Raw genomic sequence first — 25,072 nt, forward strand, 5'->3', positions numbered from 1 at the left:
GAGGCGGCGTTGACGATGCAGGACGGCTTCGCCATGGTCGAACCATGACAACGACGAAGCTCGATCTCACCGGCCTGAAATGCCCGCTGCCGGCGCTGAAGACGCGCAAGGCCCTCAGGAGCGTGACGGCGGGAGATTTCCTCGAGGTGCATTGTACCGATCCGCTTTCGGTGATCGATATCCCGGCCCTCATCCAGGAGACCGGCGACAAGGTCGAGATCACCGAACGCAGCGACGCCCGGATCGTCTTCTTGATCGAGAAGATCAATGGAGCGATAGGCAATTCGAATGCTGCGTTGCCGCGTACCAGCTAGATGCAGCTTGATATCTACCTTTTGCCTATCGACACCTATTTTCCATTCTGCGCGAATTGATAATGTCCGCCGGGTTGTGGTGATGGAGTTGTGCTCGAGTATGGGCGCATCGACGGACAACGACTGGGCCTGTGTCCAGATCACGGGCTGCACGGCCGGGCATATCCGGTCGTATTGGGGGTTAGCATTTCCGGAATGTGCGTGGTTGGTCCCGGCGCATTGAGGAAATGTGCGGCGCAGCCGGCTGACGCTGGCCGCAATGGGCTGAGACGGGATCGAAGACGCAGATGCGCCTGTCGTAATGGCGGCTGCAGGGGAGGTGTCAATGACCACAGTGAGCAGCGCCGGACGCGTATCCGCGTCAGGTGCAGGTTTCCTCGACAAGGAACATACAATCGCGACCGCCGGCTTCAACCGCTGGCTGGTGCCGCCGGCCGCGCTCTGCATCCATCTGTGCATCGGCATGGCCTACGGCTTCTCGGTGTTCTGGCTGCCGCTGTCGCGCGCGATCGGCCTGACCGCGCCGAAGGCGTGCCCCGACGTCTCGCTGGTGCAGGAGCTGTTCACCACCACCTGCGACTGGAAGGTCGCGAGCCTCGGGTGGATGTACACGCTGTTCTTCGTGCTGCTCGGCGTCTCCGCCGCGATCTGGGGCGGCTGGCTTGAGAAGGTCGGCCCGCGCAAGGCCGGATTCGTCGCGGCGCTGTGCTGGGCCGGCGGTCTCGTGATCGGCGCGCTCGGCGTCTACACGCACCAGCTCTGGTTGATGTGGCTCGGCTCCGGCGTGATCGGCGGCGTCGGCCTCGGCCTCGGCTACATCTCGCCGGTGTCGACGCTGGTGAAATGGTTCCCCGACCGGCGCGGCATGGCGACCGGCATGGCGATCATGGGCTTCGGCGGCGGCGCGATGATCGGCGCCCCGCTCGCCGACAAGCTGATGAACTACTTCAAGACCCCGACCTCGGTCGGCGTCTGGGAGACCTTCCTCGCCATGGGCGCGATCTATTTCGTGTTCATGATGATCGGCGCGTTCCGCTATCGCATTCCGCCGGCCGGCTGGCAGCCCGAGGGCTGGACGCCGCCGACGAAGGCCAACGCGATGATCTCGAGCAAGCACGTCCATCTCGACAACGCGCACAAGACGCCGCAATTCTGGCTGATCTGGTGGGTGCTCTGCCTCAACGTGTCGGCGGGCATCGGCGTGATCGGCATGGCCTCGCCGATGCTGCAGGAGATCTTCGCGGGCAAGCTGATCGGCCTGCCCAATGTCGGCTTCAACCAGCTCGATGCCGGACAGAAGGCGCAGATCGCGGCAATCGCGGCCGGCTTTGCCGGATTGCTGTCGCTGTTCAACATCGGCGGCCGCTTCTTCTGGGCGTCGCTGTCGGACAAGATCGGCCGCAAGAACACCTACTACACGTTCTTCATCCTCGGCATCGCGCTCTATGCGCTGGCGCCGACCTTCGCCGCGATGGGATCGAAGCTGTTGTTCGTGCTCGGCTTCGGCATCATCCTGTCGATGTATGGCGGCGGCTTCGCCACCGTGCCGGCCTATCTCGCCGACATGTTCGGCACCCAGTTCGTCGGCGCCATCCACGGCCGTCTGCTGACGGCGTGGTCGACCGCCGGCATCATCGGTCCCGTCGTGGTGAACTACATCCGCGAGTTCCAGCTGGCCGCCGGCGTGCCGCGCGACCAGCTCTACAACACCACGATGTACATCCTGTGCGCCATGCTGATCGCGGGCCTGATCTGCAACTACCTGATCAAGCCAGTCGATCCGAAATGGCATATGAGCGACGCCGAGGTCGCCAAGCTGCAGGATGCGAGCGCCAGCGCCGCGGCGGCCGGGCCGCACGGTTCCTACGGGATCGGGTTCGGCGGGCTCGACGCCAAGGCGGCGCTGTTCTGGCTGTTCGTCGGCATTCCGCTGGCGTGGGGCGTCTACATGACGCTGCTCAGCGCGGTCAAAATCCTCTGATCGCAGACCAGGCCGCGCGCGCGGGACATCTGGCATCCCGCGCGCGGCCTGGAGCGTTCTCGAGCGAAGTGGATGCCGGTTCGCGCGAAGAAAACGTGTCAGACAAGAAGCTCTACGCCGTTCAATTCAACAGATAATCAAGGGATATTTCAGTCATGTTTCGTACCGCAAGCTGTCTTGTGGCCGCCTTGCTTCTCGCCGGCTCGCTGCACACCGCGTCGGCCCAGACGACCGAGGCCAAGCCGTCGAAGGTCAAGCTCACCATGCAGAAGCTGAAGGACATGAAGGCGAAGTGGAAGGCCAACAAGCCAAAGCTGAAGGCCTGCCGCGCCGAGGTGAAGTCGAAGGGCCTGACCGGCGACGACCGCTGGTTCTACATCGAAGAATGCATGGGCAAGAGCTGAGCGGCACCGCTCCGCCATCTGCAACGCAAGAGGGCGTGACGGCGATCGCTGTCACGCCCTCTTGTTGCGTTTGAGACGCGATCACTCCGCGGCGGCGGGCGTCGTCTTGGCGGCCTCCAGCGCCGCTGCGATCGCCTCGTCGACCCGTTCGAGCCAGATGAACTCCAGCTTGGCGCGGGCGCCGGCGGGGATGTCGTCGAAGTCGCGCTTGTTGCGCGCCGGCAGCATCACCCGGGTCAGGCCGGCGGCCGCGGCCGCGACCACCTTCTCCTTGATGCCGCCGACCGGCAGCACGAGGCCGCGCAGCGAGATCTCGCCGGTCATCGCGGTGTCGCTGCGCACCGTGCGGTCGGTCAGCAGTGAGGTGAGGGCGGTGAACATCGCAACGCCCGCGCTCGGGCCGTCCTTCGGCGTCGCGCCGGCGGGAACGTGGACGTGGATGTCGCTCTTCTCGAACACGCCGGGATCGATGCCGAGCTGGGAGGCGCGGCTCTTCACCAGGGTCAGCGCGGCCTGCACGCTCTCGCGCATCACCTCGCCGAGCTGGCCGGTGAGGATCAGCGCGCCGCGGCCCGGGGTGCGCGACGCCTCGATGAACAGGATGTCGCCACCGACCGGGGTCCAGGCGAGGCCGGTGGCAACGCCGGGAATGCTGGTGCGCATCGCGATCTCGTTCTCGAACCTGGGCTGGCCGAGCAGCGATACGATGTCCTTCGGCGCGATCGTGACGTGGCTGGTGCTGCCTTCGGCGATCTGCACCGCGACGTTGCGCAGCACCTTGCCGATCTCGCGCTCCAGGTTGCGCACGCCGGCCTCGCGGGTGTAGCTGCGGATGATCAGCCGCAGCGCATCCGGATCGATCTCGACCTGCTCGGCCTTGATCCCGTTGGCCTCGAGCTGGCGGCGCACCAGATAGCGCTTGGCGATCTCGAGCTTCTCGTCCTCGGTGTAGCCGGCGAGGCTGATCAGCTCCATGCGGTCGAGCAGCGGCCCGGGGACGCCGTCGAGCATGTTGGCGGTGGCGATGAACACGACGCGCGACAGGTCGAACGGCACGCCGAGATAATTGTCGCGGAAGGTGCTGTTCTGCTCGGGGTCGAGCACTTCGAGCATCGCGGCCGACGGATCGCCCTGGATGCCGCGGCCCATCTTGTCGATCTCGTCCAGCATCATGACGCAATTGCGCGCGCCGGCCTTCTTGATCGCCTGGATGATGTTGCCGGGCAGCGCGCCGATATAGGTGCGGCGATGGCCGCGGATCTCGGCCTCGTCATGCACGCCGCCAAGCGAGACACGAACAAACGGCCGCGACATCGCGCGCGCGATCGATTGGCCGAGCGAGGTCTTGCCGACGCCGGGCGGGCCGAGGAAGCACAGGATCGGTGCCTTGCCGCCGGGCGCGAGCTTGCGCACCGCGAGATATTCGATGATGCGGCTCTTGATCTTCTCGAGGCCATAATGGTCCTGGTCGAGGATCTTGCGCGCCTCCGCGATGTCGATCGGCTTCTCCTCCGGCAGGCTCCACGGCAGGTCGATCAGCCAGTCGAGATAGCTGCGCACCATGCCGGACTCGGCCGCGGCCTCCGGCATCCGCTCGTAGCGGCGCAATTCCTTCTGCGCCTGGCTTTCGGCCTCCGGCGGCATCTTGGCATCTGCGATCGCCTTGGTTAGCTCGGCGACTTCCGCGGCCTTGCCGTCGCCTTCACCGAGCTGGCGCTGGATCGTCGCCATCTGCTCGCGCAGGATCGCCTCGCGCTGCCGTTCGTCGAACACGGCCTTGGTCTTCTGCCCGATCTCCTGGCTCAGCCTCAGCACCTCGATGCGCTCGGCGAGGTGACGCGACACCTTGTCCATCCGCGCCACGAGATCGATGGTTTCCAGGATGTCCTGTTTCTCCGACGGCTTGATGTCCATGTAGGAGGTCGCAAGGTCGGCGAGGGTTGCCGGCGAGGTGGTGCCCTGCAGCGCGGCGATCAGCTCCTGCGGCACTTGCGGCAGCAATTGCGCGGCCTCCAGCGCCTGGCGCTGCAGATTGAGGAAGCGCGCCTCGATCTCGGGCGAGGTGGTGGTCGGCTCCGGGATCTGCAGCACGCGGGCCGCGAGGAACGGCGTGCCGGGCAGATAGTCGAGCACGCGCATGCGCTGCACGCCCTGGCAGACCAGGTGGTGAGTGTCGTCGGCGCCGGTGATGTAGCGCACGATGTTGGCTGTTGTGCCGACGCGGTAAAGCCCGTCGGGACCGGGATCGTTCGTCTCGGGATCGCGCTGCAGCAGGATGCCGATCGGCCGCTGCTCGCGTACCGCCTGCTGGGCCGCGGCAATCGACGTCGCGCGGGCGATCGTGATCGGAATGATGACATCCGGAAACAGCACGGTGTTGCGCACCGGGACGATGATCAGCGCGTCGCTCGGGATCGGCGTCGAAGTCGATGCTGGGCTTGAAACGTCTGAGGCAGCCATGTCGAAATCCTTTAGCTCGACTTTCCAAGCCGCAGGCCGACGCAACCATGCGCGGCAAAGCGGCTGATGGTGTAGCGGCCGGTCGGCAGCGCGATGCGGCGCTCGAACCGGCCCTGCGGCAGTTCGAGGCGCAGGATGCGGGCGTTGCGGAGTTCAGGGGGCAGGGTGCGGCGGCCGGAGATCACCAGCGTGCCGCCGTCGAGCGCGGCCTCGACCTCGTCGGGATCGACCCCCGGCAGCGCGACCAGGATCAGGATTTCATCCTCGGTCTCGATCACGTCGGTCGGCGGTTCCCAGCTCGGCTCGCTGCTTCCCGCGCGCGGGTGCAAATTGAGGAAGCTCTGGTGCAACCGTTCGGCGCGGGCGAGCGCCTCGATCGCATCCGACAGCATCCAGTTGATCTGATCCTTGGGCCGCATGGCACTCTCCACGTCGCATTGGGAGGCGAGGTTACCGGTCTTGCCGCCGACCGTAAACCGGCCCCTCGCGCCGCTGATCGGGGGTAAAATTGTCCGAAATCTCGCGATTTGCGACATGACGGCGATGCAACGGCGCCGCTTGATCCCGGTGCGCATGATCGGGTTGTGCGATGACAAGCCCTACAGCCAGCCTGCGCGTCGGAATTGCCAGAACAGGGCGCCGCACACGGTCAGGATCAGGCCCATCACGGCGAAATAGCCGTACTCCCATTGCAGCTCAGGCATGTTCTTGAAGTTCATGCCATAGATGCCAGCAATCGCGGTCGGCACCGCAACAATGGCAAGCCAGGAGGCGAGTTTCTTGGAGATCGCCGTTTCCTGCGCCTGACCGACCAGCAGGCTTGCTTCAAATGCAAAGGCAAGCACCTCTCGCAGCGCGTCAATCCGCTCCTGGATGGTGCGGACGTGGTCGGTGACGTCGCGGAACAGGGGGCGCATCGTGTCGCGCACCATCGGCAGGTTGTCGCGCTCGAGTCTGCGGCAGACCTCCACCAGTGGTCCGACCGCGTTGCGCAGCCTCAGCAGGTCACGTCGCAGCAGATAAAGCCGCTCGATCTGCGCCCGTGTCATCGCGCTCGCCAGCACCTCCGCCTCCATCGTCTCGACCTCCTCCTGGATCGTCTCGAGCACGGGCGAATAGTTGTCGACGATGAAATCGAGAATGGCATAGAGGATGTAGTCTTCGCCGCGAGCGAGGGCGCGCGGGCAGCTCTCGCAGCGCTCGCGGACCGGCGTATAGGATGTCGAGGCGCCGTGTCGCACCGAGACGATGTATCCCTCGCCGACGAACAGATGCGTCTCGCCGAACGCGATGCTTTCGCCGTCGAGTTGCGCGGTGCGCGCCACGATAAACAACGCATCGCCATATTGTTCGATCTTGGGTCGCTGATGCGCATGATCCGCATCCTCGATCGCGAGATCGTGCAGTTGGAATTGCCGCTGCAGGCTGCTCAGCAACGTCATGTCGGGCTCGTGCAGGCCGATCCACACAACGTGATCCGGCTTGCTACGCCAATTCGCGGCCTCGTCGATCGCGATATTGGCGACGCGTCGTCCCTCGACATAGACGCCTGCCGCGATTACGCCATCAGAGTGGACCGGCCCGGCGGTTGCGACAGTTGGCGATACGAGGTCCATGGTCTCCACCCTCGGTTATCGAACCCGCTTGACGCTATTCGTTGCCGAAAGGCTAGCACTGAACGGGTCCCGGTCAACACAGGCAGAGACGTTGCGTTCCGGATCGTGGGGATGGAACGGCCCGAGCCGATCGCCGGTTGGCGACCCTTATACGGCTCCTATACCGCACCGCGGCGTGCCCTCTCGAATTCCTACGGCCTTCCCAGCATCTTTTTGGCGTGATGCGGTGCGCTCGCGTGCGCCGCCAAACGGGAAGGTGGCACATGACCTTGCTCCATTACCACGATGCCCGGCCGCACGGTTCGGCCGGCGCCGTGCCCTTGATGCTGCGGCGGACCGTCAGGCGGATCGGCCTCGTCTTCAGGACTGTTCACCGCGCGATCGCCGCCGCCAAGATTCACCGGCTCCGCAATGAGCTGCTGCTGCATCGCGGCCACGAGGATTGGGCGCGGACCCATCTCAATGTCGGCATGCTCGGCGGCGACGCCGAGAGATATCCACGGGCGCCGGTCGTGCTCGACGAGAAGTGGGACTACTGAGATGCGCGCAGTTTCGTTCATCGCTGCCCTGCCGCGCCGCGCCGCAGAAGGGCTGCTCGCATTCCTCGCCTGGATCGGCGAGGAGCCGATCAGCGACTACCGGCCCGAGGCGCATTACATGCGCGGTCCGGGACCTGCGTGGCGGGCCAAGCATCGCGGGAGTTGAGGCCCCGAACCCATCCGCGTCATTGCGAGGAGCATAGCGACGAAGCAATCCATATCTCCGCATGTGGCGCGATGGATTGCTTCGCTTCGCTCGCAATGACGTGGAGAGGCCGCGGCGCCTACGAGACCCACGATCCCGAGCGCGCCGACCTTGAGCGGCCGTCGTTTCTGTTCCCAAACCAGTTCACGTCGCTTCGCGTCGCGGCGCCAGATGATCGAGCAGGTTCATCGGGAGCGGGAAGACCACGGTCGAGGAGCGCTCGCCGGCAATGTCGTGCAGCGCCGCGAAGTAGCGCAGCTGCATCGCCTGCGGCTCCTGGGCGAGGATCCGGCCGGCCTCGACCAGCTTCTCGGCGGCCTGCTGCTCGCCCATCGCGTTGATCACCTTGGCGCGCCGCAGCCGCTCGGCCTCGGCCTGCTTGGCGATTGCCCGCACCATCGTTTCGTTGAGATCGATATCCTTGATCTCGACCCCGGTGACCTTGATGCCCCAGACGTCGGTCTGCCTGTCGAGGGTCTCCTGGATATCGGCGTTCAGCTTGTCGCGCTCCGCCAGCATCTCGTCGAGCTCGTGCTTGCCGAGCACCGAGCGCAGCGTGGTCTGCGCAAGCTGGCTGGTCGCGGCCATGTAGTCGCTGACCTTGATGATGGCGCGCTCGGGATCGACGATGCGGAAGTAGAGCACGGCGTTGACCTTGACCGAGACGTTGTCGCGGGAAATCACGTCCTGCGGCGGCACCACCTGCACCACCACCCTGAGATCGACCTTCACCAGCTGCTGCACCACCGGAATCAGGATGATGAGCCCCGGGCCCTTCACCCCGGTGAAACGGCCGAGCGTGAAGATGACGCCGCGCTCGTACTCGCGCAGCACGCGCACGGCCTGGGTCAGGAATACGACGATCAGCAGCGCGATCGCCGCATAGGTGAAATAATCAAGCATCATGCTGTACCTCCTTCGCCGGGGGAGGCCGGCGCGCGCCGTACCACCAGCGTCAAATCGATGATGTTGGCGACCTCGACCGTGTCTCCCGCCGTGAATGTCTCGGTGCTGCGCGCTTGCCAGCGTTCGCCGTTGGTGAAGACGTGACCCGTGGTCTCGGACCAGTCGAGCACTTCGGCCGATAGCCCGCGCATGGCTTGCGCACCGATCCGCACCGGGCCCTTGCGCGCGCGGCGGAGCGCGCCGAGCACGACGAGAATGAGCCCCGTGAACATCGCGGCGACGATGCCGATGACCGGCCATGACAGCCGGTATCCGGGCGCCTCGATCCGAAACAGCATGGCGGCTCCAAGCACGAAGGCGACTATTCCTCCGAGGCCGATCACGACGGTCGGGTTGAAGGCTTCGATTGCGAGCAGCGCGATCCCGACCAGCATCAGGGCGAAGCCGGCGTAGTTGATCGGCAGCATGTTGAGCGCGTAGAGACCGAGCAGCAGGCAGATCGTCCCGACAACCCCCGGCGCCACGGCACCGGGCGACATGAACTCGAAGATCAGGCCGTAGATGCCGACCATCAGGAGAATGAATGCGATGTTGGGGTCGGTGATGACCGCGAGCGCGCGCGCGATCCAGGTGGGATCGATGGCCTCGATCGCGGCTTCCCTGGTCGCCAGGCGTTGCGTCTTGCCGCCGGGAAGCTCGATGGTCCGGCCATCGACCTGCCTGAGCAGGTCGGCCGGATCGCGCGCGGTGAGATCAATGACGTTGGCCTGCAGCGCAGCGTTGGCGGAGAGGGTGGCGGCATCGCGTACCGCCTTCTCGGCCCAGTCGGCATTGCGGCCACGCAATTCGGCGAGGCTGCGGATGAAGGCAACGGCATCATTCGTCACCTTCGCCGTCATGGCATCCTTGGTTTCGGACGGATGGCCGCCGTCCTTCTGGTCCTTGCCGCCCTTGTCCGGGGTGCTGCCCGGCAGCCCCGGTATCGGGCCGCCAATCTGCACCGGCGTCGCGGCGCCGATATTGGTGCCGGGCGCCATGGCCGCGAGATGGGTCGCATAGAGGATATAGGTCCCGGCGCTCGCGGCATGGGCGCCGGATGGCGCAACGTAGCCGACTACGGGAACGGGCGAGGCCAGCACGTCGGCGATGATCTCACGCATGCTGGTGCTGAGACCGCCCGGCGTATTCAAACGCAGGATGACAATTTCGGCGCGACGCTCGGCGGCCTTGGCCAGGCCGTCCTTGACGTAGCTGGCCGCTGCCGGCCCGATTGCCCCGTCGATTGAAATGGTCAGGGCAAGATGGCTGTTGTCCGCGGCCGGACCGGGACGGATGGAGACAACCAGAGCGACCAGGACGGTCGCAACAACGAGGGCCGCCTTGAAGGTGGTGTGCACGGCAAGCACTCCCTTGCCGTGGATATGGGGCGCCGTTTCGGAACCTCAAGTTGGCGTCGTGTCACGGGCACCGCGTGCTGATCGCATTGTGCATTGCGATGGCTTATGTCGGGTCGGAAAATCTCAATGCGCGGCTGCGAGGTACTCGTCGGCAAGCTCAGCCATCGCTTGCGAGACCTCGGCCTTTGCCGACCCGTTCAATTGCACGATCGGCAGCCGCGTCGCCGGCTGCATGAATCCCAGAAGCGCCAGCGCGAACTTCAATGCGGCGGGATGCTCGCGCTCTAGCAAGGTCGCAAGCGGCACCAGCCGCTGGTGCAACTCCCGCGCCTGATACAACCGTCCCTCGCGGAAATGCCTGTGAACGGCCACATACAGATCGGGCGCGACGTTCGTCACGGCCGAGATGCAGCCATCGCCACCGGCGGCGAGCCAGGCCAGCGAGGCGGCGTCGTCGCCGGTCAGCATCCGGAATGTCGCCGGCAGCCGTGAGCGCAGGCGCGCCAGCCGGGCAACGTCACCACTGCCGTCGCGCAATCCCACGAAGCGCGGCGATGCGGCGAGCTCGAGCAGCGTCTCGTCGGCAAGGCCCCTCACCGTGCGCGACGGAATGTCGTGCAGGATGACGGGCAGTGTGGTGGCCGCGGCGACGGCGCGGAAATGCGCCGCCGTGCCCCGTGGCATCGGTTTGTTGTAATAGGGCGCGACCGACATGACCGCGTCGGCACCGGCGGCGTCCGCGGACCGGGTGAATGTGACGGCGCGATCCGTCGCGTTCGATCCGGCGCCGGCGATGATGCGAACCCGCTTGCGCGCGACGCCTGCGGCGATGCGCACGAGCTGCGCGCGTTCCGCGGGCTCCAGCGTCGCGCTTTCACCGGCGGTCTCGCCGACCACCAGCGCGGTGGCGCCGGCTGCGATCTGGCGCTCGCACAGCCGGCCGAATGCGTCCGCGTCGATTTCGCCCCGATGGTTGAAGGGGGTCGGAAGATCGGGGATGAAGCCCAACAGCCATGCGGCCGTGTCGGCTTTCGCAGCCGTTTGCCAGGTCATGGGCGGCTCAAGCCACGCGGCTTGCGGGGAGGCTCGCGGTCTCGCCGCGCATATCGAGCTCGATCTCACGCGACAGCTCGACGATCATTTCGGGACGCTGGCCGTTCTCGAACAGCGCGTATTTGACGGCCTGGGCGCGGTTGACGAACAGGCCGCCATAGAGGCCGTTCTGTTGCTGGGCGACCCACTGGCCGCGACGATTGCGGCCGATGAGGACGATGGTGGACGCGGCGCTACACGAGGGAGGTTCGACGAGTTTCACGGTTGTAGTCCTTCATTCGTTCTGATTCGTTTTCATCACGAGAACCGGTATCCGGTTCGCTCGAAAACGCTTCAGTCACAGTCACGCGATCAATGTCTGATTTGCCGGATATGAAATCGAGCGCGAAGGACGGCCGACTTCATAGGAGCGGAATAGGATTTTCCGGGACGGATTCAGAGGCGCTGGACGATGCCGGTGCCGAGCGCGCACAGCGCGACATAAGCGGCCATCTCGTCCCAGTGGTTGAGGTTTGCAGCAAACGGCATTTCGCGCTTGGCGATCCCTGCAAAGGCACAGATCACCGCCGACATCCACAACAGCGTGACGAGGCCCTTGCCGAAGCCGGCACCGGCGAACACGGCAAAGCCGATCATGATGGCAAGCCGGAAGCCGAACCGAACCATGACCTGGACCGACTGCAGCTGCCGCGGCAGTTGTTTGGTGTCCACGGCCGCGGCGCCTTCAGCCGATATTGTCGACGAACAGCGGCTCGTACAGGGCGCGCGTGTCGCGACGGACGGTCGGCACGCTGGTTCGGCTATCGGGTGTGGAGATCCGCTGCGCCTCGACGAAGGCGCTGAGGATCGCGAGTGCAAGATCGGTGTGGTGGGTCTCGATCGACTGGTCGAGCCAGTCCGGCAGCTCACGTTCGCGCGACAATGCGCAGTGCCACTCGCCCTCGTCATAGACCAGGCGGCGGATCTGCCATTGCGGCAGTTCCAGATCGAGCAGCGCGATCGCGGCGTCGGTCCAGGCGCCCGACTGAATCAGGCGCTCGACCCGGCGGGTCTTGCCGCTCTGTCCGACCGAGGGAAAGCGCCGGCAGGTCTGGCTGATGATGTCGGCCATGAATTCGGCTGTCAGCGCATAGGCGTCGCGCAGCCGTTCGCCGAGATCGATGGAGGTGTTCTGGGAAAGCACTGACATGGCGTCATCTCGTCTTGCGCGGCCCAGGGTATTGGCCGCAAGCCAAAAATGGCCGGACCGCCATTTGAAAACGAGATGAGGCGGGGGACGGAGATATAGGGATTCCATAAAGGCCAAGTTGTCGTCCTGGCGAAAGCCAGGACCCATTACCACCGAATCTGCTTGTGAGATCAGGTTGGGGCCCCAGCCATCGCAAAACTCGGCCCTGTGGTTATGGGTCCTGGCTTTCGCCGGGACGACGGCTGCGGAAGTCGTGGCCTTTATACGATTCCTATAACGTCCTTATTCGCCACCTCTCGAAAACCTATGCCCCGGATGGCACCTCACGGCCATCCCTCGCGGAGCGCTTATACGGTCGCCCCGCGCCCCCTCGGATGCATAGGAGTCTCTCATGATGGACATTCTCATGGCGGCGCTTGCGGTCGGCTTCTTCGCGGCCGGCATCGGTTACGCCTACGCCTGTGAACGGCTGTAACGGAGGCGGCGATGATCTTTGATTATTCGCTCGCCGGCCTCGTCTCGCTCGGCCTGCTGTTCTACCTCACTTACGCATTGCTGCGGCCCGAACGCTTCTAGGCGGCCCGCGATGTCAGCGCTTTGCACAATTCTGTTAGCCGACGCGATGCTGACCGGGCTGTTGCTCGGCTTGTTCGCGTCGATGCTGCGCTTCGCTCCCATTCGAAAGGTTTGACGAAATGACCGTCATCGGCTGGATTCAAATTATTCTGTTTTGCGCGATCGTTGCCGCGCTGGTCAAACCGCTCGGCTGGTACATGACCCGCGTGTTCAATGGCGAGCGCACCTTCCTGTCGCCCGTGCTGCGCCCGGTCGAGCGCGGCATCTACTGGGTCGGCGGCGTCGACGAGCGGCGCGAGCAGCACTGGCTGACCTATACGGTCGCCATGCTGCTGTTCCACGTCGGTGGCTTCGCCATCATCTACGGGTTGATGCGGCTGCAGGCAGTGTTGCCGTTCAACCCAGCGGGCCAGTCCGCGGTTGCCGAGGATCTCTCCTTCAACACCGCGATCTCCTTCATCACCAATACCAACTGGCAGAACTACGGCGGCGAGAGCACGCTGTCCTATCTGGTCCAGATGGTCGGCCTGACCCACCAGAACTTCCTGTCGGCGGCGACCGGCATCGCGCTGGCGATGGCGCTGATCCGCGGCTTCACCCGCTCGTCGATGCGCACGGTCGGCAATTTCTGGGTCGACGTCACGCGCTGCACGCTCTACGTGCTGCTGCCGATCTGCGTCGTCTACGCGCTGTTCCTGGTCTGGCAGGGCATGCCGCAGACGCTTGGCGCCTATGTCGATGCCACCACGCTGGAGGGTGGCAAGCAGACCATCGCGCTCGGACCGGTGGCTTCGCAGGTCGCGATCAAGATGCTCGGCACCAATGGCGGCGGCTTCTTCAACGCCAACGCCGCGCATCCGTTCGAGAACCCGACGGCGCTATCGAACCTCGTGCAGATGGTCTCGATCTTCGCGCTCGGCGCCGCGATGACCAACGTGTTCGGCCGCATGGTCGGCAACGAGCGCCAAGGCTGGGCGATCTTCGCCGTGATGGGCATCCTGTTCGTCGCCGGCGTCACCGTCACCTATTGGGCGGAAGCCAATGGCACCACCGCGCTGCACGCGCTCGGCCTTTCCGGCGGCAACATGGAGGGCAAGGAGGTCCGCTTCGGCATCGTCGCGTCCTCGCTGTTCGCTGTCGTCACCACTGCGGCCTCCTGCGGCGCGGTCAACGCCATGCACGACAGCTTCACCGCGCTCGGCGGCATGATCCCGCTGATCAACATGCAGCTCGGCGAGGTCATCATCGGCGGCGTCGGCGCCGGCTTCTACGGCATGCTGCTGTTCGTCGTGCTGGCCATCTTCGTCGCCGGCCTGATGGTCGGCCGCACCCCGGAATATGTCGGCAAGAAGATCGAGGCGCGCGAGGTCAAGATGGCGATGCTCGCGATCCTGGTGCTGCCGCTGATGTATCTCGGCTGGACCGCGGTCGGCGTGGTGCTGCCGTCGGCGGTGGCCTCGATGGCGAACTCCGGCCCGCACGGCTTCACCGAGGTGCTGTACGCGTTCACCTCGGCGACCGGCAATAACGGTTCGGCCTTCGCGGGCCTCACCGGCAACACCCTGTTCTACAATTTGACGCTCGCCTCCGCGATGTTCGTCGGCCGCTTCTTCATGATCGTGCCGGCGATGGCCATTGCAGGTTCGCTGGTCGAGAAGAAGTCGATCCCGGCCTCGGCGGGCACTTTCCCGACCACCGGCGGTCTGTTCGTCGGCCTCGTCATCGGCGTGATCCTGATCATCGGCGGTCTCACATTCTTCCCGGCGCTGGCGCTCGGGCCGATCGTCGAGCACCTCGCGATGAACGCCAACACCCTGTTCTGATCGAATTGTCCGGAGTGACAACCATGGAAACCACAAGACTGCAAAAGCAGGTGACGGCGTCGACCATGTTCGACCCGAAGATCCTGGTGCCGGCGATCAAATCGGCCTTCGTCAAGCTCGATCCCCGCCTGATGGCGAAGAACCCTGTGATGTTCGTGGTCGAGGTCGTGGCCGCGTTGACCACGGTGATCTTCGTCCGCGACCTCGTCACCGGCAGCGCCAATCTCGGCTTCACCTTCCAGATCATCCTCTGGCTCTGGTTCACGGTGCTGTTCGCCAATTTCGCCGAGGCCGTTGCCGAAGGCCGCGGCAAGGCGCAGGCGGAATCGCTGAAAAAGACCCGCACCGAGAGCCAGGCCAAGCTGCTCACCGGTACCGACCGGACCTATCGCATGGTGCCCGGCACCTCGCTGAAGGTCGGCGACATCGTGCTGGTCGAGGCCGGCGACAACATCCCGTCCGACGGTGAGGTGATCGAAGGCGTGGCCTCGGTCAATGAAGCCGCGATCACCGGTGAATCCGCGCCTGTGATCCGCGAGTCCGGCGGCGATCGTTCCGCGGTCACCGGCGGCACCCAGGTGCTGTCGGACTGGATCCGCGTCCGCATCACCGCAGCGCAAGGCTCGACCTTCATCGACCGCATGATCAAGCTGGTGGAGGGCGCCGAGCGGCAGAAGACGCCGAACGAGATCGCGCTCAACATCCTGCTGGCAGGCCTCACCATCATCTTCGTGTTCGCGACGGTGACGATCCCGAGCTATGCGGCCTATGCCGGCGGCTCGATCTCGGTCGTGGTGCTGGTGGCGCTGTTCGTGACGCTGATCCCGACCACGATCGGCGCGCTCTTGTCGGCGATCGGCATCGCCGGCATGGACCGCCTGGTGCGCTTCAACGTGCTGGCGATGTCCGGCCGAGCGGTGGAAGCCGCCGGCGACGTCGATACGCTGCTCTTGGACAAGACCGGCACCATCACCCTCGGCAACCGCCAGGCGACGGCGTTCCGCCCCATTCGCGGCGTCTCCGAGCAGGATCTCGCCGATGCCGCGCAGCTCGCCTCCCTCGCCGACGAAACGCCGGAAGGCCGCTCCATCGTGGTGCTCGCCAAGGAGAAGTACGGCATCCGCGGCCGCGAGATGCACGAGCTCCATGCGACCTTCGTGCCGTTCACCGCGCAGACCCGCATGAGCGGCATCGATGCCGGCTCCTCGTCGGTCCGCAAGGGCGCGGTCGACGCCATCCTCGCCTATGTCGACGGCGGCTCGTCGCGTGCGCTTGCTTCGGGCAATACGGTCCGCGCGGTCGCGGCGACGATGAGCGCGGAAGCACGCGAGATCCAGGCCATTGCCGACGAGATCGCCAAGGCCGGCGGCACGCCGCTGGCCGTCGCCAAGGACGGCAAGCTGCTCGGCGTCGTGCATCTCAAGGACATCGTCAAGGGCGGCATCCGCGAGCGCTTTGCCGAATTGCGCCGCATGGGCATCCGCACCGTGATGATCACCGGCGACAACCCGATGACCGCGGCGGCGATCGCGGCCGAAGCCGGCGTCGACGACTTCCTGGCGCAGGCAACCCCCGAGGACAAGCTCAAGCTGATCCGCGACGAGCAGTCCAAGGGCAAGCTGGTCGCGATGTGCGGCGACGGCACCAACGATGCGCCGGCGCTCGCGCAGGCCGATGTCGGCGTCGCCATGAACACCGGCACGCAGGCCGCCCGCGAGGCCGGCAACATGGTCGACCTCGATTCCAACCCGACCAAGCTGATCGAGGTGGTCGAGATCGGCAAGCAGCTGCTGATGACTCGCGGCGCGCTGACCACGTTCTCGATCGCCAACGACGTCGCGAAGTACTTTGCGATCATCCCGGCGATGTTCCTCGCGTTCTATCCGCAGCTCCAGGTGCTGAACGTGATGCACCTGGCGAGCCCGCAGAGCGCGATCCTGTCGGCGATCATCTTCAACGCGCTGATCATCATCGCGCTGATCCCGCTGGCGCTGAAGGGCGTCAAGTATCGCGCGGTCGGTGCCGGCGCGCTGCTCGGCCGCAATCTGATGATCTATGGCTTGGGCGGCATCATCATCCCGTTCATCGGCATCAAGGCGATCGACCTCGTCGTCGCCGCTTTGGGCCTGGCTTAACCACAACGTCATTGCGAGGAGCGAAGCGCGACGAAGCAATCCATCCGTTATGCCGATCCATGGATTGCTTCGCTTCGCTCGCAATGACGAAGGAGACTTAGGAGACCTATCATGTTGAGAGAAATCCGCCCCGCCATCCTCGTGCTGGTCCTGCTGACCGCGATCACGGGCCTTGCCTATCCGCTCGCCGTCACCGGGATCGCCGGCGTCATCTTCCCGCGGCAGGCGCAAGGCAGCCTGATCGAGCAGGACGGCAAGGTGATCGGCTCCGCCCTGATCGGGCAGGAGTTCAAGGAAGATAAATACTTCCACGGCCGGCCGTCGGCGACGGTCGCGCCCGATCCGAACGACTCCACGAAGACCGTGCCGGCGCCCTATAACGCGGCCAATTCCGGCGGCTCCAACCTCGGTCCGACCAGCAAGGCGCTGAACGACCGGGTCAAGGAGGATGTCGAGAAGCTGAAGGCGGAGAACCCGTCCGCCAGCGTCCCGGTCGATCTTGTGACCACGTCGGGCAGCGGGCTCGATCCGGATATCTCGCCGGACGCTGCGCTGTTCCAGGTGCCGCGGGTTGCCAAGGCGCGCAGCATGTCCGAGGACGCGGTGCGCGAGCTGGTGACGCAGAACACGCAGGGCCGCTTCGCCGGCGTGATCAGCGAGCCCCGCGTTAACGTTCTTGCGCTCAACCTGGCGCTCGACGCGGCAAACGCAAAATAGGGGAGTAGGCTGTCTCTCGCAGGATGACTATATTGCGGTATGGCCAATCAGCGCGACCCTGACAAACGACCCTCGCCGGATGCGCTGCTGGAGGCGGCGCGCCGGGAGACCGATCGATCGGGACGGCTGAAGATCTTCATCGGCGCCGCCCCCGGCGTCGGCAAGACCTACGAGATGCTCTCGAGCGCTCACGCCCGCCTCAAGGCGGGCGTCGACGTCGTGGTCGGCGTCGTCGAAACCCACGGCCGGATCGAGACCGAGGCGCTGCTCAGGGGTCTCGAGGTGCTGCCGCGGAAGCGGTTGGCCTATCGCGACCAGACGCTCGAGGAGATGGACCTCGACGCATTAATCGCGCGGCGGCCGCAGCTCGCGCTGGTCGACGAGCTCGCCCATACCAACGCGCCGGGCAGCCGGCATCCCAAGCGCTACCTCGACGTCGAGGAACTGCTGTCGCACGGCATCGACGTCTATACCGCGATCAACATCCAGCACATCGAGAGCCTCAACGACGTCGTCGCGCAGATCACCCATGTGCGGGTGCGCGAGACGGTGCCCGACTCGGTGGTCGATCGCGCCGATGCGATCGAGCTGATCGACCTGACGCCCGACGATCTGATCCAGCGGCTGAAGGAGGGCAAGGTCTATGTGCCGAGACAAGCCGAGCGGGCGCTGGAACACTATTTCTCGCCCGGCAATCTCACCGCGCTGCGCGAGCTGGCACTGCGCCGCACCGCCGAGCGGGTCGACGAGCAGCTGCTCAACCACATGCAGGCCAATGCGATTGCCGGACCCTGGGCCGCGGGCGAACGCATCCTGGTGTGCCTCAGCGAGGATCCGCGCGCGGCCGGGCTCGTGCGCTACACCAAGCGCCTCGCCGACCGGCTGCATGCGCAATGGACCGCGGTCAGCATCGAGACGCGGCGCAGCCTGCAACTTTCCGACGAGCAGCGCGACCGGCTGGCCGACACCATGCGGCTCGCGGAATCGCTCGGCGGCGAGGCGCTGACGCTTCCCGGCGTCGGCCGCCGCATCGCCGACGACGTCATCAATTTCGCCCAGGCCAACAACGTCACCCAGATCATCATCGGCAAGTCGACGCGCTCGCGCTGGTTCGAGCTGACGCATGGATCCGTCGTGCACGATCTGGTGCGCCGTGCCGGCAATATCAGCGTCAACGTGATCGCCGGCGACGAGCTGCCGGTCGGCAAGGCGGCGGTGCAGACCGCGCAGCGGCAGGAGCCGTTCAATCCGCGGCCCTATCTGATGGCGCTGCTGCTGGCGGCGCTCGGGCTCGGCGCGGCCAAGCTGATCCAGCCGTTCTTCGGCATCGAGAATGTCGACCTCGTCTTCCTCACCGCCGTGGTCGGCGCCGCGGCGCGCTACGGCCTCGGGCCGTCGCTGCTGGCGAGCGTCGCGGCCTCGCTGTGCTACAACTTCTTCTTCCTGCCGCCAGTCTATACCTTCACCATCACCGACCCGACCAATGTCGCGGCGTTTTTCTTCTTCATGCTGATCGCGCTTCTGGTCTCCAACGTCGCTGCGCGGGTGCGCACCCAGGCCGACACCGCGATCAGCCGCGTCCGCACCACCGAATCGCTCTACGCCTTCAGCCGCAAGCTCGCCGGCACCGCGACACTGGACGACGTGCTGTGGGCGACCGCCTACCAGATCGCGCTGATGCTCAAGGTGCGCGTGGTGCTGCTGCTGCCGGAGGATGGGATGCTGACCGTCAAGAGCGGCTATCCGCCGGAGGATCAGCTCGATCAGGCCGATCTTGCCGCCGCCAACTGGGCCTGGGGCAACGATCGCCCGGCCGGCCGCGGCTCGGACACGCTGCCGGGGGGAAAACGGCTGTTCCTGCCGATGCGCACCGGCCGCGGTCCGATCGGGGTGATCGGCATCGATGACGACCGCACCGGGCCCCTGCTGACGCCGGACCAGCGCCGGCTGCTCGACGCGCTGGTCGATCAGGGCGCGCTGGCGATCGAGCGCGTGCTGCTGGTCGAGGACATGGACCGCGTCAAGCGCACAGTGGAATCCGACCGGCTGCGCGGCGCGCTCCTGACCTCGATTTCGCACGATCTCAAGACGCCGCTGGCCTCGGTGCTCGGCTCAGCCTCGGCGCTGCGCGATCTCGGCGCCAACCTGAGCGATGCGCAGAAGCACGATCTGCTCGCCACCGTGATCGACGAGTCCGAGCGGTTGAATCGGTTCATCGCCAATCTGCTCGACATGACCAAGCTGGAATCCGGCGCGATCGTGCCCAACACGGCGCGGCACGATGTCGGCGAGATCGTCGGCAGCGCGCTGCGCCGGGCGAGCAAGATCCTGGTGCATCACCGGGTGTCGCTGGAGCTCGCGGCCGACCTTCCGATGCTGGAGCTCGACGCCGTGCTGTTCGAGCAGGTGCTGTTCAACCTGCTCGACAATGCCGCCAAATACGCCCCATCGGACACCACGATCTCGATCCGCGGCGCCCGCGACCGCGACACGATCGCACTGCAGATCCTCGACGAAGGCAACGGGATTCCCGCGGCCGAGCTCGAAAGCGTGTTCGACAAATTCTATCGCGCCGAAAAGGGCGACCATGTCCGCCCCGGCACCGGCCTCGGACTTGCGATCTCGCGCGGCTTCGTCGAGGCGATGCGCGGCACGATCGCGGCGGCCAACCGCGCCGACCGCAGCGGCGCCGTCATCACCATCCGCCTGCCGATCCCTGCCGACACCAACGCGCTGGACACTGCTGCATGAACGCCACGCCGATCAAGGTCCTGGTCATCGACGACGAGCCGCCGATCCGCAAGCTGCTGCGGATGGGGCTGAGCACGCAGGGCTATGACATCCTCGAGGCATCCAACGGCAAGCTGGCACTGGAGATGCTGGCCGAGGGACCGGCGCTGATCATCCTCGATCTCGGTTTGCCCGACATCCAGGGCCACGATCTCCTGCGCATGATCCGCGGCCGCAACGAGAGCGTGCCGATCGTGGTGCTGTCGAGCCGCGGCGACGAGGCCGGCAAGGTGCAGGCGCTCGACCTCGGCGCCGACGACTATCTGACCAAGCCGTTCGGAATGGACGAGTTGCTGGCGCGGCTGCGCGCGGCGCTGCGGCACCAGTTGCAGGTGCAGGGCGAGCGGCCGGTGTTCCGCTCCGGCGATCTCTCGGTCGACCTGGTGCGCCGGATCGTCAAGGTCGGCGACAGGGAGATCAAGCTGTCGCCGAAGGAGTATGACCTGTTGCGCGTGCTGGTGCAGCATGCCGGCAAGGTGCTGACCCACCGCTTCCTCTTGAAGGAATTGTGGGACGAACTGACCGATGCGCAATATCTGCGGGTCTATGTGCGCCAGCTTCGCCAGAAGATCGAGGCCGACCCGGAGCGTCCGCAATTCGTGCTGACCGAGACCGGCATCGGCTATCGGCTGCGCGCAGCGGACTAACATGTAGCCCGGATGAGCGAAGCGATATCCGGGGCATCTCCCGCATGTCGCTGCGCTCATGCGGGCTACGTTGGTGCCGTCGCCCGACGACACCAAACGGAACTTTCGCTGCCATCGAGGCTTGTTTTCCCTCACCGGGAGACAACCCATGGCAAGGAAATATTCGCGGAAAGCATCGCGCGATGTCGAGCGCGCGATGAAGAAACGCAAGGCCGGCACGCTGCGCAGCGGCCGCTCCAAGAAGAAGGTGAAGAGCCGCAAGCAGGCGATCGCGATCGGGCTGTCCGAGGCGCGCGCCAAGGGCAAGAAGGTGCCGAAGAAGTCGTCCAAGAAGACGGCGAAGAAGCGCAAGACTGCCAAGAAGCGGAAGAGCTCGAAGAAGAAGTAGCGGACGAGTTGCATCCATCCGTCATTGCGAGGAGCGTAGCGACGAAGCAATCCATCCTTCCGCGTATGTGGAGAGATGGATTGCTTCGCTGCGCTCGCAATGACGAGAGATCTCACCCAGCCTTGCGTCGCCGCGCGCTTGACCGGTGCGCCTTCTTGGCGGCGCGGCGATGCGCGGTCGGGCGGCGCGCGGTGGAGCGCGAGCGCCTTGCGCCGCTCTTGCCGCCCTTGAGGCTCTGCTGCAGCGCGTCCATCAGGCTCACGACGTTGCTTGGCCTCTCCTCGCGCTCGGCGGTCTTGATCGGCTTGCCGGCCGCCTTGCGGCGGACCAGGGCCTTCAGCGCGGTCTCATACTCGTCCTTGAATTTCGACGGATCGAAATGCGCAGCCTTGCTGTCGAGGATATGGCCGGCGAGCTCGATCATGTCCTTCGTGACCTTCGGGCTCTTAATGTCGTCGAAATAATCGTCGGCATCGCGCAGCTCGTAGGGGTAGCGCAAGGTGGTGCCGAGCATACCCTTGTCGAGCGGCTCGATCGCGATCACATGCTCGCGGTTGGTCAGCACGATCCGCGCCAGCGCGACGCGGTCCTGATCCTTCATGGCGTCGCGGATCACCGCGAACGCGTCGACGCCGGCCTTGCCGTCGGGCCTGATATAGTAGGGGTGGTCGAGATAGCGCTTGTCGATCTCGCCCTCGGGCACGAAGCTGTCGATGTCGATGGTATGGTTGCTCTCGATCTGGACCGCTTCGAGCTCGTCCTTTTCGATCTCGACATATTTGCCCTTGCTGACCTCGTAGCCGCGGCCCTTCTGGTCGCCCTCGACAACGTCGCCGGTCTCGGTATCGACCATCTGCTGCTTCAGCCGGTTGCCGGTCTCCCGGTTGATCATGTGGAAGCGGGTCTTCTCGACCGTGGTCGAGGCCGGGTAGAGCGCCACCGGACATGACACCAGCGAGAGCTTGAGCGTGCCTTTCCAGTAGGCGCGGGGAGCGGCCATGATCGCCTCCAAACAGCTTGAGTTTGGAACTTGAACGGATACCGTGGGTTTTGGTTCCTGATGGCCGCACGGAGGCGGCGGCCGTCGTTTGCGCCGAGGGTTTGCCGAGGTTTGTTGTGTCGCTGAGAAACCTGTCCACCTATCGCAAGAAGCGCGACTTCGAGAAGACCAGCGAGCCGTCGGGCGACGTCAAGGTCGCACCTAGCAAGCAGCGGCGCTTCGTCATCCAGAAGCACGACGCGACGCGGCTGCATTACGATCTGCGGCTCGAATTCGACGGCGTCTTCAAGTCCTGGGCGGTGACGCGCGGGCCGTCGCTCGATCCGCATGACAAGCGGCTGGCGGTCGAGGTCGAGGATCATCCGCTCGACTATGGTGACTTCGAAGGCACCATTCCCGAAGGCCAGTATGGCGGCGGCACGGTGCAGCTGTGGGATCGCGGCACCTGGGAATCGGACGATCCCGAACGCGGCTTCAGGAAGGGCGACCTGAAGTTCACGCTCGAGGGCGACAAGCTGCACGGCAGCTGGGTGCTGGTGCGGATGAAGGGCGACCGCTTCGGCGGCAAGCGCACCAACTGGCTCCTGATCAAGCACCGCGACGAATATGCCGTTGACGGCAACGGCGAGGAGATCCTCGACGAGGATCGTTCGGTCGCTTCCGGACGCTCGATGGCGCAGATCGCGGCCGGCAAGGGCCGGGCGCCGAAGCCGTTCATGCTGGCCAAGGGCAATGGCAAGGCCAAAGCTGACGCGGTCTGGCAGTCCAACCACGGCATGGCTGCGGACGCGCGCGCCAGGACCAAGGCGCCGGCGCCCAAGGAGCGGCTGAAAGTGGCGCGGCAGGCCAAACCGAAGCAGGTATCGGAGATGCCCGATTTCGTCGCGCCGCAGCTCTGCGCCGCGGTCGAGTCTCCACCCAATGGCACGGGCTGGTGCCACGAGATCAAGTTCGACGGCTACCGCGTGCAGCTCCGTGTCGAAGACGGCGAGGCCGTGCTGAAGACGCGCAAGGGGCTCGACTGGTCCGCCAAGTTCGGCGCGATCGTGAAGGAGGCGGAGGAGCTGCCGGATGCGCTGATCGATGGCGAGATCGTCGCGCTCGACAAGAACGGCACGCCGCATTTTTCGACGCTGCAGGCCGCGCTCTCCGACGGCAAGACGGATCGGCTGATCTTCTACGCGTTCGACCTGCTGTTCGCCGGCACCGGGGACCTGCGCCCGCTGCCGCTCGCCGAGCGCAAGGCGCGGCTGAAGCAATTGCTCGCGGCACGCAAGGGCAAGAACCTCCTGATCCGCTATGTCGAACATTTCGAGCAGCGCGGCGAGGCGGTGCTGGAATCCGCGCGCAAGCTCGGCCTCGAAGGCATCGTCTCCAAGCGGCTCGACGGTGCCTACCGTTCCGGCCGCTCCGACGACTGGACCAAGGCAAAAATCCGCGCCGACCATGAGGTGGTGCTCGGCGGCTGGAAGACCACCAACGGCAAATTCCGCTCGCTGATGGCGGGCGTCTATCGCGGCGATCATCTGGCGTTTGTCGGCATCGTCGGCACTGGCTTCGGCCAGGATACGGTCCGCCGCATCACGCCGGCGCTGAAGGCGGCGGAGGCGGACGAGAGCCCGTTCGGCGGCAAGGACGCGCCGAAGAAGACCCGCGACGTGCACTGGCTGAAGCCGGAGCTGGTCGCCGAGATCGAGTTCGCCGGCTGGACCGACGCCGGAAATATCCGCCAGGCCGCCTTCAAGGGCCTGCGCCAGGACAAGCCGGCGCACGAAGTCGAGGCCGAGCGGCCGGTTGTAACCAAAGTGGTGAAGCCGATGGCCAAGGGCGTGGCGAAGAAGGGCACCGGGAAGGCGTCCAGCGAGGTGATGGGCGTCGTCATCTCGCATCCGGACAAGGCGCTGTGGCCTGATGCGGGCGATGGCGAGCCGGTGACCAAGCTCGACCTCGCCAATTATTTCGAGGCGGTCGGCGAATGGATGATCTCCTATCTCAAGGGCCGGCCGTGCTCGATCGTGCGAGCGCCCGACGGCATCAAGGGCGAGACCTTCTTCCAGCGTCATGCGATGGCCGGCACGTCGAAGCTCCTCAAGCTTGCGAAGGTCTCAGGTGACCGCAAACCCTATCTGCAGATCGACCGGATCGAGGGCCTGGCGGCGGTCGCGCAGGCCGGCGGGCTCGAGCTGCATCCCTGGAATTGCGCGCCCGATGCCTATGACACGCCGGGCCGGTTGGTGTTCGATCTCGATCCCGCGCCCGACGTCGCATTCACCGACGTGATCGATGCCGCCAAGGACATGCGGCAGCGGCTGACCGCGGTCGGTCTCGAAAGCTTCTGCAAGACCACCGGCGGCAAGGGGCTGCACGTCGTCACACCGCTGCTCGCTGGCAGCAGGGACAAGGTGACGTGGAAGGAGGCCAAGGCGTTCGCGCAGGCGGTCTGCCAGTGGATGGCGCAGGACGATCCCGAGCGCTATCTGATCAACATGTCCAAGGCCAAACGCACGGGAAAGATATTCCTCGACTATTTGCGCAACGACAGGATGTCGACGGCGGTCGCGGTGTTGTCGCCGCGGGCGCGTCCGGGGGCGACGGTTTCGATGCCGCTGACCTGGCCGCAGCTGCGCGGTGATCTCGATCCGAAGACATTCACGCTACGCACCGTGCCGGCCTTGCTCGCGAAGACGAAGGCCTGGGATGGCTACGAGGACGCGGCATCGTCGATCAAGTCGGCGATGAAGAAGCTTGCGGCGCAGTAGAAACTGTTGGGCAAGCTCGTGCCGTTGGCTTGGTTCGTCATACCCCGCGGAAGCGGGGTATCCAGTACGCCGCGGCTTATCGGTTCAATAGCAAGCGTCTCTGGAATACTGGATCACCCGCTTGCGCGGGCGATGACAGTCGTTGATGCGGATCGGGCACAGTGCCGCCACGC

The 25,072-nt window shown here is 65.4% G+C and carries 23 protein-coding genes; 13 read left to right on the plus strand and 10 right to left on the minus strand.

What is annotated here, in order from left to right; genetic code table 11:
* Window positions 1–44 precede the first annotated feature (44 nt).
* The 3 genes from IF803_RS27970 (at window position 45) to IF803_RS27980 (ending at window position 2,699) form a co-directional block, all read left to right on the plus strand.
* Window positions 45–314, plus strand: a complete 270-nt coding sequence (locus IF803_RS27970) for a sulfurtransferase TusA family protein (protein WP_028332714.1) — start codon at window positions 45–47, stop codon at window positions 312–314.
* 325 nt (window positions 315–639) lie between these two features.
* Window positions 640–2,295, plus strand: a complete 1,656-nt coding sequence (locus IF803_RS27975) for an OFA family MFS transporter (protein ID WP_461194225.1) — start codon at window positions 640–642, stop codon at window positions 2,293–2,295.
* Between the two features lie 155 nt (window positions 2,296–2,450).
* The gene (locus IF803_RS27980; RefSeq protein WP_028342462.1) at window positions 2,451–2,699 is read left to right on the plus strand and encodes a hypothetical protein; all 249 of its coding nucleotides are present in this window, start codon (window positions 2,451–2,453) and stop codon (window positions 2,697–2,699) included.
* 81 nt (window positions 2,700–2,780) lie between these two features.
* On the opposite strand, the gene lon is transcribed toward IF803_RS27980, so the two are convergent.
* From lon to corA, 3 genes are all read right to left on the minus strand, one after another.
* A complete protein-coding gene (lon, locus tag IF803_RS27985; protein ID WP_411783515.1) occupies window positions 2,781–5,159 on the minus strand; it encodes an endopeptidase La in 2,379 nt (792 codons plus the stop codon).
* 11 nt (window positions 5,160–5,170) lie between these two features.
* Entirely contained in the window at window positions 5,171–5,578 is a 408-nt protein-coding gene (locus tag IF803_RS27990) for an Hsp20/alpha crystallin family protein (RefSeq protein ID WP_016842263.1), read from the minus strand.
* A gap of 180 nt (window positions 5,579–5,758) precedes the next feature.
* Window positions 5,759–6,775 (minus strand): magnesium/cobalt transporter CorA, encoded by a 1,017-nt coding sequence (corA, locus tag IF803_RS27995; protein ID WP_461194228.1) that lies wholly within the window; start codon window positions 6,773–6,775, stop codon window positions 5,759–5,761.
* A 263-nt stretch (window positions 6,776–7,038) separates the two neighbouring features.
* On the opposite strand from corA, the gene IF803_RS28000 reads away from it, so the two are divergent.
* Window positions 7,039–7,314: a hypothetical protein gene (locus IF803_RS28000; RefSeq protein ID WP_461194229.1), complete on the plus strand. Its 276-nt coding sequence runs from the start codon at window positions 7,039–7,041 to the stop codon at window positions 7,312–7,314.
* A 1-nt stretch (window position 7,315) separates the two neighbouring features.
* Window positions 7,316–7,480 (plus strand): hypothetical protein, encoded by a 165-nt coding sequence (locus IF803_RS28005; protein ID WP_411783517.1) that lies wholly within the window; start codon window positions 7,316–7,318, stop codon window positions 7,478–7,480.
* A 183-nt stretch (window positions 7,481–7,663) separates the two neighbouring features.
* Here the strand turns inward: IF803_RS28005 and IF803_RS28010 are convergent, their stop codons facing one another.
* The 6 genes from IF803_RS28010 to IF803_RS28035 all read right to left on the minus strand — a co-directional run bounded on the left by IF803_RS28010 (window position 7,664) and on the right by IF803_RS28035 (window position 12,064).
* The gene (locus IF803_RS28010; protein ID WP_461194231.1) at window positions 7,664–8,425 is read right to left on the minus strand and encodes a slipin family protein; all 762 of its coding nucleotides are present in this window, start codon (window positions 8,423–8,425) and stop codon (window positions 7,664–7,666) included.
* Complete coding sequence (locus IF803_RS28015) at window positions 8,422–9,831, minus strand: NfeD family protein (RefSeq protein WP_411783518.1); 1,410 nt, start codon at window positions 9,829–9,831, stop codon at window positions 8,422–8,424. The genes IF803_RS28010 and IF803_RS28015 overlap by 4 nt, the downstream gene beginning before the upstream one ends.
* Before the next feature lie 114 nt (window positions 9,832–9,945).
* Window positions 9,946–10,875 carry a 4-hydroxy-tetrahydrodipicolinate synthase gene (gene dapA / locus IF803_RS28020; protein WP_461194232.1) on the minus strand — a complete coding sequence of 310 codons (930 nt, stop codon included), beginning with the start codon at window positions 10,873–10,875 and terminating at the stop codon, window positions 9,946–9,948.
* Between the two features lie 7 nt (window positions 10,876–10,882).
* Entirely contained in the window at window positions 10,883–11,137 is a 255-nt protein-coding gene (locus tag IF803_RS28025) for a hypothetical protein (RefSeq protein WP_461194233.1), read from the minus strand.
* A 173-nt stretch (window positions 11,138–11,310) separates the two neighbouring features.
* Window positions 11,311–11,586, minus strand: a complete 276-nt coding sequence (locus IF803_RS28030; protein WP_461194234.1) for a hypothetical protein — start codon at window positions 11,584–11,586, stop codon at window positions 11,311–11,313.
* Between the two features lie 13 nt (window positions 11,587–11,599).
* On the minus strand, window positions 11,600–12,064 hold the full coding sequence (locus IF803_RS28035; RefSeq protein ID WP_461194235.1) for a hypothetical protein: 465 nt from the start codon (window positions 12,062–12,064) through the stop codon (window positions 11,600–11,602).
* A gap of 486 nt (window positions 12,065–12,550) precedes the next feature.
* Here IF803_RS28035 and IF803_RS28040 point away from each other — a divergent pair, with 486 nt between their 5' ends.
* The 7 genes from IF803_RS28040 to IF803_RS28070 all read left to right on the plus strand — a co-directional run bounded on the left by IF803_RS28040 (window position 12,551) and on the right by IF803_RS28070 (window position 21,140).
* Window positions 12,551–12,640, plus strand: a complete 90-nt coding sequence (locus tag IF803_RS28040) for a K(+)-transporting ATPase subunit F (protein ID WP_016846764.1) — start codon at window positions 12,551–12,553, stop codon at window positions 12,638–12,640.
* A 119-nt stretch (window positions 12,641–12,759) separates the two neighbouring features.
* Window positions 12,760–14,463, plus strand: a complete 1,704-nt coding sequence (gene kdpA / locus IF803_RS28045) for a potassium-transporting ATPase subunit KdpA (protein WP_461194236.1) — start codon at window positions 12,760–12,762, stop codon at window positions 14,461–14,463.
* A 23-nt stretch (window positions 14,464–14,486) separates the two neighbouring features.
* On the plus strand, window positions 14,487–16,598 hold the full coding sequence (kdpB, locus tag IF803_RS28050) for a potassium-transporting ATPase subunit KdpB (protein ID WP_461194237.1): 2,112 nt from the start codon (window positions 14,487–14,489) through the stop codon (window positions 16,596–16,598).
* Window positions 16,599–16,709: 111 nt separating this feature from the next.
* Window positions 16,710–17,315 (plus strand): K(+)-transporting ATPase subunit C, encoded by a 606-nt coding sequence (locus IF803_RS28055; RefSeq protein ID WP_461194238.1) that lies wholly within the window; start codon window positions 16,710–16,712, stop codon window positions 17,313–17,315.
* A 39-nt stretch (window positions 17,316–17,354) separates the two neighbouring features.
* Entirely contained in the window at window positions 17,355–20,066 is a 2,712-nt protein-coding gene (locus IF803_RS28060) for a DUF4118 domain-containing protein (RefSeq protein ID WP_461194240.1), read from the plus strand.
* The gene (locus tag IF803_RS28065) at window positions 20,063–20,752 is read left to right on the plus strand and encodes a response regulator (RefSeq protein WP_028342451.1); all 690 of its coding nucleotides are present in this window, start codon (window positions 20,063–20,065) and stop codon (window positions 20,750–20,752) included. The genes IF803_RS28060 and IF803_RS28065 overlap by 4 nt, the downstream gene beginning before the upstream one ends.
* 148 nt (window positions 20,753–20,900) lie before the next feature.
* Window positions 20,901–21,140: a DUF6496 domain-containing protein gene (locus IF803_RS28070; RefSeq protein ID WP_461194242.1), complete on the plus strand. Its 240-nt coding sequence runs from the start codon at window positions 20,901–20,903 to the stop codon at window positions 21,138–21,140.
* A 112-nt stretch (window positions 21,141–21,252) separates the two neighbouring features.
* Here IF803_RS28070 and ku read toward each other — a convergent pair whose 3' ends face one another.
* Window positions 21,253–22,140 (minus strand): non-homologous end joining protein Ku, encoded by an 888-nt coding sequence (ku, locus tag IF803_RS28075; RefSeq protein ID WP_461194243.1) that lies wholly within the window; start codon window positions 22,138–22,140, stop codon window positions 21,253–21,255.
* 116 nt (window positions 22,141–22,256) lie between these two features.
* Here ku and ligD point away from each other — a divergent pair, with 116 nt between their 5' ends.
* Window positions 22,257–24,899, plus strand: coding sequence for a DNA ligase D (ligD, locus tag IF803_RS28080; RefSeq protein WP_461194244.1), 2,643 nt, complete (start codon window positions 22,257–22,259; stop codon window positions 24,897–24,899).
* Window positions 24,900–25,072: the final 173 nt, after the last annotated feature.

It is taken from the genome of Bradyrhizobium sp. UFLA06-06, assembly GCF_054820065.1.